Here is a 13,241-nt window from a genome sequence, read left to right as displayed (position 1 = left end):
GGAAAGCGGGACGACCGGTGAGCGGCACAGGGGGCCGCAAGGCGGCCAGGGGGTTGGTGCTATATGCGATGGTGCTCACCATCGGGGTGGGGATGGCGGCGCCCTTCTTGTGGATGCTGAGCAGCTCGTTCAAGCCGATGAGCGAGATCTTCGCCTATCCCCCGACGGTGCTGCCGCAGGAGCCCACGCTCGAAAACTACCTCAATGCTTTCTCGCAGGCACCGGTGCTGCGGTGGCTGCTCAACAGCGCCATCGTGTCGGGCACGATCATCCTCGCCAACCTGTTCACCTCGTCCATGGCGGCGTATGCGTTCGCCCGCATCGAGTTTCCGGGGCGGGACGTCGTCTTTTACGTGCTTATCGCCACGCTGATGATCCCGTTCCACCTGACGCTGGTGCCGCTGTTTCTCGTCCTCAAGACCCTGGGCCTGGTGAACTCGCTCGCCGGCGTGATCGCCCCCGGCCTTGCTTCGGTGCTGGGGGTGTTCCTGCTGCGGGGCTTTTTCCGGGCGATACCCGTCGAGCTCGAGGAGGCCGCCCGGGTAGACGGGGCATCCGAGCTCCAGCTCTACTGGCGCATCGCGATGCCGCTGGCGCAGCCGGCGCTGGCCACGCTGGGCATCATCACGCTGGTGCATAGCTGGGGGGAGTTCCTGCTGCCGCTGCTCGTGCTCAACAGCCCCTCGCAGTACACGCTGCCGCTCGGGCTGGCTACCTTCCAGAACGAGTATGCCACGCAGTGGGGCCAGATCATGGCCGTCACCACGGTGGCGGACATTCCCATCCTGGTGCTCTTCGTGGCGCTGCAGCGCCATTTCATCGAGGGCCTGACCCAGGGCGCGGTGAAGGGCTAGGAGGCTGCTCGGTTCCCTGTGGACCGGAGCGGTTGGGACACCTTCGAGGATCCAGCGGCGGTGCACCGCTTGGGCGCCGCGGCGGCTGTCTACCGAGACGCCCTGCGCCACCGAGCCAATCTGCCGGCCGAGGATGTGGTGGCCCTGCTTCTGCAGCTGGTGGGCGCATCCTGCAGGCTAGGAGCGTCGAAGCGCCTGATGAGGCTTGTACCGAGGCAGCGGCGCCAGTGTGACGGCGGTCCCAACCCGGATGGCGATGTTCGCCAAAAGGCGTCTCCTGGCGCCTGTGGCCTTAAAGAAGAGAAGAATCAGGGAGGCGGAAAGACAGGGCGAAGGTCCTGCATGCCCGAGGAGAGAAAGAACAAAATCGTCTGCAGGAGACTTGCAAGGGATAGCGAAACACGGTAACCAAGAGATCGGGTGCGTACGACGCGGGGAACGATTCCGTCAGGCAGCGAGCGACATCTCACCCCTAGCGGCGTTTGCCGGCACCCGGTTGCGAGAAAGCGGAGGGTAAGGGCAACCGGAGGCGCCTAAAAGCAGCGCAATTCCGGCCACAGAGCGCCTGGCTCGCTGATCCCAGGGGGGAGCAGAAGGTACGAACGGAGGTGCTGTACGGGGGAGGTCGTGAATATGAGAACAAGCACTATTCTATTTACACCGAAGTCTTGGCTTTGTGGGTTTGCCCTATGTTTCTTATCCCCGTCGAGCGTTCGATCTCAATCGTCCTCGAGGAAGGGAAGGGTTTTGAGTGGCAAGCGGTGGGAAAGCGGCTGTGCCTGAGAAGAGGCGGAACGCGCTGCTCACCAGTGAAGACTGGTGGTCGGTGTACCTGGGTCTGACCCTGGTGCTGGTGACCACGCTGGCATTCCTCTTCAATTCGCCCCTGAACATCCTGAAGAAGGCCATCCCGCCAAAGTGGCCGGAGAACGACCTGGTGGCCCACTTTGCAGCGAACGTCGGCGCCTATGTCTTCATGCTCGTCCTGCTGGGGGTGATTACGTCCATCGCGATCGTGGTGATGGGCGGTAAGGTTTCCCACTACATCGCTTCCTTCACGGTGCTCTTCCTTGGCTCCCTGCTCATCCTGATCCTGGGCAGCCAGGGCACCCTGCAAAAGTACGGGCTGGAGTACCCGTTCTGGGCGCTGATTATCGGTCTGATGATCGGCAACATCTGGAGATTCCCCGACTGGTTTAAGGCGGCAGCCGGCAAGACGGAGTTTTTCATCAAGACCGGTATCGTCCTGCTGGGCGCCAACCTCCCCTTCACCATCATCATCCGTGGCGGCGTGTGGGGCTTCCTGGAGGCCCTGATCATCGTGGCGCTGGGCTTCACCACGGCCTTTATCATCGCCAAGCGGCTTGGCTACGACAACCGGTTCGCCGCGACCCTCGGTGCGGGCGGCTCGGTCTGTGGCGTCTCCGCCGCGATCGCCGTGGGCAACAGCGTAAAGGCCGAGGAGAAGTACGTCGGCTATGTCATCTCCCTGGTGGTCCTGTACGCGCTGGTGCTGATCTTCCTGCTACCCTTCCTCTCCCGGGTCATGGGCCTGGATGATTACGTGGCCGGCGCCTGGATCGGCGGCTCGGAGCTGGCGGACGCGGCCGGTCTGGCGGCGGCGGCAATGGTTTCCGAGAAGGCCATCAACACCTTCACCCTGGTCAAGCTGAACCGGGACGTGATGATCGGCATCCTCTGCTTCATCTTCGCGACCCTGGCCGTGACCAAGTGGGAGCGGGCAGAGGGCGCCCCCCGGCCGAGCCCCATCGTGATTTGGGAGCGCTTCCCCAAGTTCGTCCTCGCCTTCCTGGCGGCCTCGGCCTTCGTCACCTACCTTGAGGTACTGCACGGCAAGGCCGTCACCGACAACATCGTCAAGAACCTGAACATCATCCGCACCTGGCTCTTCACCCTGACCTTCCTGTGTATCGGTCTGAACACCAAGATCAGGGACGTCCGGGCCATGGGCACCAAACCCATCATCGCCTTCACCGCGGTGGTGGTCGTCAACGTCATCACCGGTTTCATCCTCGCGAACCTCTTCTTCGGAGGGATCATCGCCAGCCCGCTGCAGTAGCCGGAACCCCGGCCAGCCTGAGACTCCGGCTGCGGTAAGGCCCGGGTGACGGGCGTGGCCCCTGCCGCCCGACGGCCCGGGCGGACGGGTCAGAGCGAGAGGGAGCAGGGGGTAGCGGGCGGTCGCCCCTCGTGGTCGCCTGCCACCCTTAGCCAGGTAAACCAAACCGGTATGCAAGCAAGGAGGTGCCACAGAGGATGGCAGATGCGGAGAAGCCCCGGACCCCATTGCTTGATGAGCTGGAGAAAGGGCCGTGGCCGAGCTTCGTCACCGAGATGAAGAAGGCGGCCGCGAAGAAGGGGAGCGCCGCGGACCTCTTGAGACAGCTCGAGCGCTCCTACGAGAACAAGCGGGGGCACTGGAAGCACGGCGGCATTGTCGGCGTGAAGGGCTACGGCGGCGGTGTCATCGGCCGCTATTCCGACAGCCCGGAAGAGTTCCCCAACGTGGCGGAGTTCCACACCTTCCGGATCAACCAGCCCAGCGGCTGGTTCTACACCACGGAGGCGCTCCGGAAGCTCTGTGACGTTTGGGAGAAGTACGGCAGCGGTCTCACCAACTTCCACGGGGCCACCGGCGACATCATTCTGCTGGGGGCTCCCACGGCCAATTTGCAGCCGTGTTTTGACGAACTGTCCGATGCCGGCTTCGACCTGGGCGGGTCGGGTTCCGCGCTGCGGACGCCCAGCGCCTGTTGCGGGCCGGCCCGGTGCGAGTTCGCCTGCTTTGACACCCTGGACCTGTGCCATGAACTCACCATGGCCTTCCAGGACCAGCTCCACCGGCCCATGTGGCCCTACAAGTTCAAGATCAAGATTTCCGGATGCGGCAACGATTGTGTGGCCGCGGTGGGCCGGGCGGACTTTTCCGTCATCGGCACCTGGCGGGATACCATCCAGATCGACCAGGAGGCCGTGCAGGAGTACGCCGGCGCCGGCATGGACATCCGGGCCGTCTGCGAGGGCTGTCCCACCAAGGCCATCACGTGGGATGAGCAGAAGCGGCAGCTCAGCGTGAATGCCGACGAGTGCGTCCGGTGCATGCACTGCATCAACCAGATGCCCAAGGCCTTACGGCCCGGCCGGGAGCGGGGCGCTGCGATCCTTGTCGGCGGCAAGGCGCCCATCGTCCACTCCCCGCTGATGTCCTGGGTCATCGTCCCGTTCATCAAGGTGGAGCCGCCCTACACGGAGATCAAGGAGCTGCTCCTCAAGATCTGGGAGTGGTGGGACGAAAACGCCAAGACCCGGGAGCGGCTCGGCGAACTGATCATCCGCAAGGGAATGCGCAACTTTCTCAAGGCCGTTGGCCTCAAGCCGGTGCCGCAGATGGTCCATCACCCGCGGGCGAACCCGTTCTACTTCTGGGATCCGGAAGAGGTCGACCTACCCAAGCAAGCCCTGCCGGAAGAAGTCACGAGCTAGCGAGGTGAAGCGAGATGCCCCGGACGGACATCGGACCGCCCAAGTATTCGGAGATGCTGCCGCCTGTCATTAAGAAGAACTACGGCCGGTGGAAGTACCACGAGATCCCCCGGCCCGGCGTCCTGAAGCACGTCTCCGAAAGCGGCGACGTTCTATACTCCATTCGCGTCGGGTCGCCCCGGCTTCTGAGCATTGACTTTCTCCGGGAGATCTGTGACCTGGCCGACAAGTACAGCGGCGGCTACCTCCGGTTCACCTCCCGGCACAACGTGGAATTCCTCGTCTCCGAAGAGGACAACGTGGAGTCTCTGCTGGCGGAGCTGGAGCAGCGGGGGCTGCCGGTGGGCGGGACCGGCAACTCCATCAGCAACATCGTCCACACCCAGGGCTGGGTACACTGCCATACCCCGGCCACCGACGCCTCCGGCATCGTCAAGGTCGTGATGGACGACCTGTACGAGCACTTCACCCACATGGACCTCCCGGCCAAGCTGCGCATTGCCCTGGCGTGCTGCATCAACATGTGCGGCGCTGTGCACTGCTCGGACATCGCTATCGTCGGGGTGCATCGCAAGCCGCCAAAGATCGACCACGATCTCTTTCCCAAGGTGTCCGAGATCCCCACGGTGGTGGCCAGCTGCCCGACGGGCGCCATCAAGCCCGTCCCGAAGCTGAAGAGCGTCGAGGTCAACGAGGAGCGCTGCATGTACTGCGGCAACTGCTACACCATGTCGGCGGCCATGCAGATCATCGACCCCAAGACCGACGGCGTGGCCATCTTCGTCGGCGGCAAGGTCTCCAACGCCCGCAGCGGCCCCATGTTCTCGCGCCTCGCCATCCCGTACCTGCCCAATAACCCGCCCCGGTGGCCCGAGGTGGCCGAGGCCGTCCGCAACCTGGTGCAGGTCTGGGCCAAGCACGCCCGGAAGGGCGAGCGCATGGGAGAGTGGATCAACCGCATCGGCTGGGAGCGATTCTTCAAACTGACAGGGATCCCGTTCACCGAAAAGCACATCGACGATTTCAACTACGCGATGCCGACCTTCCGGACCACGGTCAACTTCAAGTGGTGATGAGCCGTAGATGACGCCGGCGGCAGGGGGTTCAGGGAGCGGGTGATCGCCCGCCTGGAAAAGGTCGATAGCGCTAAACCCCGGGACGTCGCGGACGTACTCCAGGAGCTTCCCTGGTGGGCCGGGGGTGGCCGCGGCCACCCCCGGCCGCTACCCATACGGACGGCCGAGCGCTGGAAAGGAGGTGGCTCCCTGTGTACATGGTCAGCATCAACGCGGAGAAGTGCGAGGGCTGCAAGGAGTGCAACGACATGTGCCCGGCCGGGTTGCTGGGCATGAACGGTGAAAAGGCGGCGGTGATTGGCGAGGCCTCGGAGTGCATGGGCTGCATGAGCTGCGTGACCGTTTGCCCCTCGGAGGCTATTGAGGTCCAGGAGTATTAGGCCGCACGGGGGCGGCCGCTATGCCGTGTGGCAATGACGCCATCTTACCGGGGAGGTAGATGCAATGTCTGAGGTCGATCTCAAGGCGCTGGGGATCGAGGTGGACGAGGACGGGTTCATGCAAAACCCCGAGATGTGGAACGAAGAGGTTGCCAGGGCCCTCGCGAACACCGAGGGCGTCGCGGAGCTGACGGAGGACCACTGGAAGATCGTCCGCTACCTGCGGGAGTACTACCTGAACTACGGCGTGGCCCCGATGATTCGCAAGCTTTGCAAGGATACAGGCTACGACCTGAAGACCATTTACGAGCTGTTCCCCAGCGGCCCGGCCAAGGGGGCCTGCAAGGTGGCGGGCCTGCCCAAGCCCACCGGCTGCGTCTAATAAGGTGGAAGCCCGAGAGCAGGAGCGCCCCGGGCCCCTGCTCTCGGGGGATGATTTCGACCGGGTTTTCGGCGTGACCGGGGAAAGGAGGTTGGGTCGCGGCAATGGCCGGCGCACTTTTGTGGTTCGCCCTTGGCTTTTTCGCCGTGATGGTGGTCTGCCGGGTAATCCAGTTTGCCTCCATGCCGATGCACCTGCGGTGGGAGCTCTACCCTATGCCTCTGGATCCGAAGCACCATTACGGCGGGTCCTACATGGAAGAGGTCGACTACGTCAGAAAACCCCGGCAGCACGTGAAGCTGAATGGGCTGCGGGAGATGGCCGCGGAGGTCTTTCTGCTCAAGCGGGTACGGGAGCATAACCGCTTCGGCCTTTGGCCGTTCTCAATGGCCATGCACTGGGGCGTCTACCTCTTGTTCTTCTGGTTGATCCTCCTGGCGGTGGAGAGCCTGGGGGGCCGCAATGGGCTTGCCGCTTTCACCAATGCCATCGGGGCGGCCTCCTGGGTACTCGGCGCCGTTGGGACCCTGGGACTCATGCTCAGGCGGGCTGCCTGCCCCGAGCTGGCGGCTTACACCGCACCGGTGGACTACTTGCACCTCCTCTTCTTGTTCGGAATCTTTGCTACGGGTTTAGCCGGATGGTTCACGGGCCCGGCCTATTTCGAGGCCGTGCGCCGTCTGGCCAACGGTGCCCTCTCCCCTGGCGACCTCCCCGTGGCGGGATCTGCCTGGGCCAGCGCGCATCTGGTTCTCTTCGCCCTTTTCCTCATCTACATGCCTTTCTCACGGCTCTTCCATTACGCGGCCAAGTACTTCACCATCGACAAGGTCCTCTGGGACGACCTCCTGAATGCCCGCGGGTCGGAGATCGAACGGCGGGTAACGTCCCAACTGCGGTACCGGCTGACCTGGTCGGGGCGGCACATCGCCCCGGGCCAGAGCTGGGCCCAGGAGGTCACCATCACCGATGCGAGGGAGGGCAAGGCATGACCCCACGCAGGGTTACTCCCAGGGACATGGCCAGAAAAGGGGATCAACCGCTGGTTTCCCTCCGCGTCGAGGACCTGATGTCTATTCCCCATCTCGAAGAGGAAGACCCTATCCAGCCGCCCCCTCCATCCTGGGCGGAGAAGTACGACCGGAGTCTGGACGGCTTTACAACCGTTGGCCTTACCAAACCCCGGACTCCGGAAGAGGAAGATGACCTGGTCAGCCGGTTCCTGAGCGGTCTCAAAAAACTGTTCGATCCGCAGGAAAACTGGACCTTCTGCCAGCCCCTGCGGCTTTCCCTTGAATACTGCATGAAGTGCCAGACCTGCTCGGAGGCCTGTCATGTCTACCTTGCCAGCGGCCGGCAGGAGATCTACCGCCCCAGCTACCGGGCGGAGGTCCTGCGGCGGATCTGGCAGCGGTACTTTACCCCCAGCGGCCGGCTCCTGCGCTCCTTGGTCGGCGCAGATGTGGAACTCAACTGGCAGACCATCGCGCGCCTGGCTGAGTCGGCCCACCGGTGTACCCTGTGCCGCCGGTGCACCCAATACTGCCCCATGGGAGTGGATAACGGCCTCATCACCCGGGAGCTCCGCAAGCTGCTGAGTCAGGAGTTGGGGATTGCCCCCGCCGAGATCATCGAAAAGGGCGCGGTGCAGCAGCTTCGGGTCGGCTCGTCCACCGGCATGCGGCCGTCCGGTTTCAGGGATACCATCGAGTTCCTGGAAGAGGAGATCGGCGAGCGCATCGGCCGCCCCATCAAGATCCCGGTGGACAAGAAGGGTGCCGACATCCTCCTGCTCCACAACGCCGGCGAGTTCCTCTCCTGGCCGGAGAACCCGGCGGCGTTTGCCATCCTGCTTGATGCCGCGGGGATCAGCTGGACCCTGTCCAGCGAGCCCCTGGGGTACGACGCGGTCAACTACGGCCTGTGGAACGACGACGTCGAGTTCGCCCGCATCGCGGTCCGCCAGGCCCGGATCGCCAAGGAGTTGGGGGTCAAGAAGATCGTCATCGGCGAGTGTGGCCATGCCACCAAGGCCATGGTGGTCATCGCCGACCGGGTGCTGACCGGGGATCTGTCCAGTTCTGAAATCCCCCGGGAAAGCTGCCTGCCGCTGCTGGCGGAGATTGTACGCAAGCAGGCCATCCGGTTTGACCCCAGCCGCAACAACTTCCCCGTGACCCTGCACGACCCCTGTAACCTGAGCCGAGCCATGGGGATTGTGCAACCGCAGCGGGAGATCCTGAAGGCAATCTCTCCCCAGTTCCGGGAGTTGACCCCCAGCGGTGTTCACAACTATTGCTGCGGCGGGGGTTCCGGCTTTGCCATCTGCAACTCGTACAACTTCCCGACCTGGCGGCACAAGGTCGGCGCCCGGATGAAGGTGCGCCAGGTTCTGGAGGCCTTTGCCCAGGAGCTGGATCCGGAGCGGTATCCCTTCAAGTACGTCTGCGCTCCGTGCTCGAACTGCAAGGGGACGCTCCGGGATGCCATCTCGCACTACGGACTGTGGGAGAAGCACCGCGTTAACTACGGCGGTCTGGTGGAACTGATGGTCAACGCCATGGCCGACCTGGACAAACCCTTCATTGACTTCGAGGATTTCCACTGAAACATCTCTCTGACCTGAAATCTCCCTGATTTCGACGGAGGAAGGCCGTGCCGGGATTGAACCTGGAGGATCTCCTGTCCGAGCGGAAGGGTGCCATTGTGGAGGCGTGGCTGGACCTTACCCTACAGGCCTACCCCCCGGAAGCGGTAAGGTTCCTGAGATCGGAGCCGGATCCCTTTGCCAATCCGGTGGGGAAGGCTCTCCGCCGGGACCTCGCCGGCCTCTTCGAGGGATTGGTCTGCAAGGCGGGGTACGGGGAGGTCCATCCCTTCCTGGATGAGGCCATGCGGATCCGGGCGGTGCAGGGTGTTCCCCCGTCGCAGTCCATCGGCTTTCTCTTCCTGCTGAAGACCGTGGTGCGGGCGGAACTGGCCGGCGCCTTACAGGAAGGCCAAGTCACCCCGGATCAGTTGTGGGCCTTTGACGCCCGGGTCGATGAGTTGGCCTTGAGCGCCTTCGATGTCTACATGCAGTGCCGGGAGCGGATCTATGAGGTCCGGGTGGGTGAGGTCAAGAACCGTACCTTCCGGCTGTTGCAGAAGGCGCATCTCCTGGTGGCCGGGCCGGAGGCGGGGCCGAGCGATGCCCGGGCCGGTAACCACACCGGACCTCACGACCCGGATGAAACGGGGGGTTGATGCATGTCTTGGGCATTCCTCTTCGGCGTTGTCATCCCCTACGCGGCCCTGGCGGTGTTCCTGGCCGGCGTGGTCTACCGTGTTGTGAAGTGGGCGAGCGCTCCGGTGCCCTTCCGCATTCCCGTGACCTGCGGGCAGCAGAAGTCCCTACCCTGGATCAAGGCCAGCAAGGTTGAGAACCCCTCGGGGCCGTGGGGCGTGCTGGCCCGCATCGCCCTGGAGGTGCTGTTCTTCCGCTCCCTCATCCGCAACACCAGGGCCGAACTGCGGCCCGGCCCGAAGCTGGCCTACCACTGGGAAAAGTGGCTCTGGGTGGGGTCGCTCGTCTTTCACTGGTCCGTGCTGATCATCCTGATCCGGCACCTCCGGCTCTTCACCGAGCCTGTGCCAGCCTTCGTCAGTGGCCTGGAGGGGCTTGACGCGTTCTTCCGCCTTGGCCAGCCGGTCCTGTACATGACCGATGTGACCGTGGTTGCGGCCGTGACCTACCTTTTGATCCGGCGGGCCCTGATCCCACGGGTGCGGTACATCTCTCTGCCCGGGGATTACATCCTGCCCCTACTGATCCTGGCCGTGGCCCTTAGTGGCATCCTGATGCGGTACTTTCTGCGGGTCGATGTGCCCTCGGTCAAGGAGCTGGCCCTGGGGCTGGTCACCTTCCGTCCCCGGGTGCCCGATGGGATTGGCGCGATCTTCTACATCCACCTGTTGTTGGTGAGCCTTCTGCTCGCCTGCTTCCCCTTCAGCAAGCTGGTGCACATGGCGGGCATCTTCCTCAGCCCCACCCGGAACCTGGCCAACAACAGCCGGGCCCGCCGGCACGTGAACCCCTGGAATTACCCGGTCAAGGTCCACACGTACGCGCAGTACGAGGAAGAGTTCCGGGAGAAGATGCGTCTGGCCGGGATACCGGTGGAAGAGGAGGGGGCGTGATCATGTCTTTCCAGAAGAAGCCGGACGAACTGGCCAGAATCGACTACAACCCTCCTCTAACCGGGTGGATGGATACCCCAGTGGAGCTCCGGCGGGGCTTCTGGCTCTATCCCGCGAAGCCCAAGAACCTCCAGGCCCTGGGGCTTCCGAATCCCCATGAGTGGTCGCCGGAGGACGCTGACTGGAAGCTCCCGGAGAACTGGAGGGAGATCATCATCGAAGGGCTGCGGGAGCGGCTGGCCCGGTACCGCTCCCTGCAGATCTTCATGGACGCCTGCGTCCGCTGCGGCGCCTGTGCCGACAAGTGCCATTTCTTCCTCGGCACCGGTGACCCCAAGAACATGCCGGTGCTGCGGGCAGAACTGCTCCGTTCGGTCTACCGGAAGGATTTTACCACCGCAGGGAAGATCCTGGGCCGGCGGGCAGGTGCCCGGGATCTCACCCCGGAGGTGATCAAGGAGTGGTTTTACTACTTCTACCAGTGCACCCAGTGCCGGCGCTGCGCGGTCTACTGCCCCTTCGGAATCGACACCGCGGAGATCACCCTCCTCGCCCGGGAACTCCTGAGCCTGTTGGGCATCGGCATCGACTGGGTGGCAGCCTCGGTGGCGAACAGCTACCGGACGGGGAACCATGTGGGCATTCAGCCCCATGCCTTCCGGGAGATGATCGAGTTTACCGCGGACGAGATCCACAGCCTCACGGGCATCAAGGTGGAGCCCACCTTCAACCGCAAAGGGGCCGAGCTTCTGTTCGTCACCCCCTCCGGTGACGTCTTTGCGGACCCCGGGACCTACACCCTGATGGGCTACCTGGTGCTCTTCCACGAACTGGGCCTGGACTACACCTGGAGCACCTACGCCTCCGACGGTGGGAACTTCGGCCTTCATCACTCCCACGAGCTGATGAAGCGGCTGAACGCCAAGATTTACGCCGAAGCGGAGCGGCTTGGGGTGAGGTGGATCCTGGGCGGTGAATGCGGCCACATGTGGCGCGTGATCAACCAGTACATGGACACCCTCAACGGCCCGGCCGATTTCCTGGAGGAGCCGGTCTCCCCCATCACCGGGACCAAGTTTGAAAACGCGCGGACCACGAAGATGGTTCACATCTGCGAGTTCACCGCCGACCTCATCCGGCACAACAAGCTCAAGCTGGACCCGAGCCGCAACGACCACCTTCGGGTCACCTTCCACGACTCCTGCAATCCGGCCCGGTCCATGGGCCTGTTCGAAGAGCCGCGGTACATCATCCGCAGCGTTTGCAACCATTTCTATGAGATGCCGGCGAACACCGTCCGGGAGCATACCTTCTGCTGCGGGTCGGGCGGCGGCCTCAACGCCGACGAAAACATGGAGATGCGCCTCAGGGGCGGGCTACCCCGGGCCAATGCTGTCCGGCACGTCCATGAGAAGTACGGGGTGAACACCCTGGCCTGCATCTGTGCGGTGGATCGGGCGGCCCTGCCCACCCTGATGGATTACTGGGTTCCCGAGGTGGACGTGGCCGGGGTCCACGAGCTGCTGGGGAACGCCCTGGTCATGAGGGGCGAGAAGGAGCGCACCACCGACCTGCGCGGGCGTCCCCTGAAGGGGAGGGGAACCGGTGATGTATGACGCGGGCAAGATCATTCCAGGGCTGGTGGTTTTTGTCGGACTGGCGACCATCCCGCTGTGGTACAACGCCGGGAAGGTGGTAGGCCGGACGGCCCTGAACCTGGGGAGGCCGGTGATTCAGGCGTTGCCGGAGCGGGCGTGCGTGGAGCCGGCGGCGTACATGCGGACCTCCCACATGCAGCTCCTCAAGCAGTGGCGGGACCAGGCCATCCGGGAAGGAAGACGGTACTACGTGGCGGGCGACGGTAAGCGGTACGAGATCAGCCTGCAGAACACCTGTCTCCGCTGCCATGCCGGTGCCAACCCGGCCGGGGGCGGGATCCAGGCGGCCGCGGACCAGGTGACAGTGGTCCAGGCGGGTCAAAGCCACTTCGACGAGCCCAAGTTTTGCGCCACCTGCCACCGTTACGCGGATGTAAAGCCGGACTGCTGGAACTGTCACATCGGGTCCGGGGAGGGGGGTCAGTGATGGACGCGACCCGCAGGCGCTTTCTGCGGATGGCTGGGGCCACCGCGGCGGGGCTTGCCCTTTTCCCGGTGGCCCGGGCCCTGGCAACCGGTAAGGGGAGCGCGGCTGGTACCGGGGCAACGTTGCCGGCCAGGAAGTGGGCCATGGCCGTGGACATGAAGAAGTGCCGGGCCACCGAGGGGTGCCGGCAGTGCATGCGGGCGTGTCACCTGACCCACAACGTCCCGCAGATGGGAGACTCCAATGAGGCGGTCAAGTGGATCTGGGCGGAGCTCTTCCCTAGCGTATTTCCCAGCCTGGGCCACGACACCATCGACCAGGAGCTGGAGCATAAGTCCTTCCCCGTGCTTTGCAACCATTGCGTCAACGCACCCTGTGTGCGGGTCTGTCCCACCCGGGCCACCTTCAAGAGGGAAGACGGCATCGTCATGATGGACTATCACCGGTGCATCGGGTGCCGGTACTGCATGGCGGCCTGCCCCTATGGAGCCCGGAGCTTCAACTTCCGGGACCCCCGGCCGTCTCTGAAGGAGATCAATCCCGCCTATCCCACCCGGGAAAAGGGTGTGGTGGAGAAGTGCAACTTCTGCGCGGAGCGACTGGCCGCCGGAGCGCCCCCGGCCTGTGTGGCGGCGTGTCCGCACGGTGCGCTGATCTTCGGCGATCTGGAGGACCCCGGCTCCGAAATCCGGCGCATCCTGCGGACTGCCCATGCGCTGCGCCGCAAAGCCGAACTGGGTACCGAACCGAAGGTTTACTACTTGCTGTAGCCTGCGGGAGG

Annotated in this window: 13 protein-coding genes; all 13 read left to right on the top strand. The window is 64.0% G+C overall.

Annotated elements, in window-relative coordinates; translation table 11 throughout:
• The coding region (locus AB1609_00665) for a carbohydrate ABC transporter permease (protein MEW6044988.1) at positions 1–854 on the top strand (854 nt) is incomplete at its 5' end.
• 751 nt (positions 855–1,605) lie between these two features.
• The gene (locus AB1609_00660) at positions 1,606–2,934 is read left to right on the top strand and encodes a putative sulfate exporter family transporter (protein MEW6044987.1); all 1,329 of its coding nucleotides are present in this window, start codon (positions 1,606–1,608) and stop codon (positions 2,932–2,934) included.
• A gap of 197 nt (positions 2,935–3,131) precedes the next feature.
• On the top strand, positions 3,132–4,358 hold the full coding sequence (gene dsrA / locus AB1609_00655; protein ID MEW6044986.1) for a dissimilatory-type sulfite reductase subunit alpha: 1,227 nt from the start codon (positions 3,132–3,134) through the stop codon (positions 4,356–4,358).
• 14 nt (positions 4,359–4,372) lie between these two features.
• On the top strand, positions 4,373–5,431 hold the full coding sequence (dsrB, locus tag AB1609_00650) for a dissimilatory-type sulfite reductase subunit beta (protein ID MEW6044985.1): 1,059 nt from the start codon (positions 4,373–4,375) through the stop codon (positions 5,429–5,431).
• A 194-nt stretch (positions 5,432–5,625) separates the two neighbouring features.
• Positions 5,626–5,814 (top strand): 4Fe-4S dicluster domain-containing protein, encoded by a 189-nt coding sequence (locus tag AB1609_00645; GenBank protein ID MEW6044984.1) that lies wholly within the window; start codon positions 5,626–5,628, stop codon positions 5,812–5,814.
• A 64-nt stretch (positions 5,815–5,878) separates the two neighbouring features.
• Entirely contained in the window at positions 5,879–6,196 is a 318-nt protein-coding gene (locus AB1609_00640) for a TusE/DsrC/DsvC family sulfur relay protein (GenBank protein MEW6044983.1), read from the top strand.
• Positions 6,197–6,300: 104 nt separating this feature from the next.
• A complete protein-coding gene (locus AB1609_00635) occupies positions 6,301–7,188 on the top strand; it encodes a respiratory nitrate reductase subunit gamma (GenBank protein ID MEW6044982.1) in 888 nt (295 codons plus the stop codon).
• Positions 7,185–8,804, top strand: a complete 1,620-nt coding sequence (locus AB1609_00630) for a (Fe-S)-binding protein (protein ID MEW6044981.1) — start codon at positions 7,185–7,187, stop codon at positions 8,802–8,804. The genes AB1609_00635 and AB1609_00630 overlap by 4 nt, the downstream gene beginning before the upstream one ends.
• A gap of 47 nt (positions 8,805–8,851) precedes the next feature.
• Positions 8,852–9,442, top strand: coding sequence for an RsbRD N-terminal domain-containing protein (locus tag AB1609_00625; protein ID MEW6044980.1), 591 nt, complete (start codon positions 8,852–8,854; stop codon positions 9,440–9,442).
• Between the two features lie 3 nt (positions 9,443–9,445).
• On the top strand, positions 9,446–10,375 hold the full coding sequence (gene dsrM, locus AB1609_00620) for a sulfate reduction electron transfer complex DsrMKJOP subunit DsrM (protein MEW6044979.1): 930 nt from the start codon (positions 9,446–9,448) through the stop codon (positions 10,373–10,375).
• Between the two features lie 2 nt (positions 10,376–10,377).
• Positions 10,378–11,991, top strand: coding sequence for a sulfate reduction electron transfer complex DsrMKJOP subunit DsrK (dsrK, locus tag AB1609_00615; GenBank protein MEW6044978.1), 1,614 nt, complete (start codon positions 10,378–10,380; stop codon positions 11,989–11,991).
• Complete coding sequence (dsrJ, locus tag AB1609_00610) at positions 11,984–12,460, top strand: sulfate reduction electron transfer complex DsrMKJOP subunit DsrJ (GenBank protein ID MEW6044977.1); 477 nt, start codon at positions 11,984–11,986, stop codon at positions 12,458–12,460. The genes dsrK and dsrJ overlap by 8 nt, the downstream gene beginning before the upstream one ends.
• Entirely contained in the window at positions 12,460–13,230 is a 771-nt protein-coding gene (gene dsrO / locus AB1609_00605) for a sulfate reduction electron transfer complex DsrMKJOP subunit DsrO (GenBank protein MEW6044976.1), read from the top strand. The genes dsrJ and dsrO overlap by 1 nt, the downstream gene beginning before the upstream one ends.
• Positions 13,231–13,241 lie beyond the last annotated feature (11 nt).

The organism is Bacillota bacterium, from assembly GCA_040754675.1.
Lineage (GTDB): Bacteria > Bacillota > Limnochordia > Limnochordales > Geochordaceae > Geochorda.
Note: the sequence above shows the minus strand (reverse complement) of the source record. Positions and strands in the feature narration are given on the sequence as shown.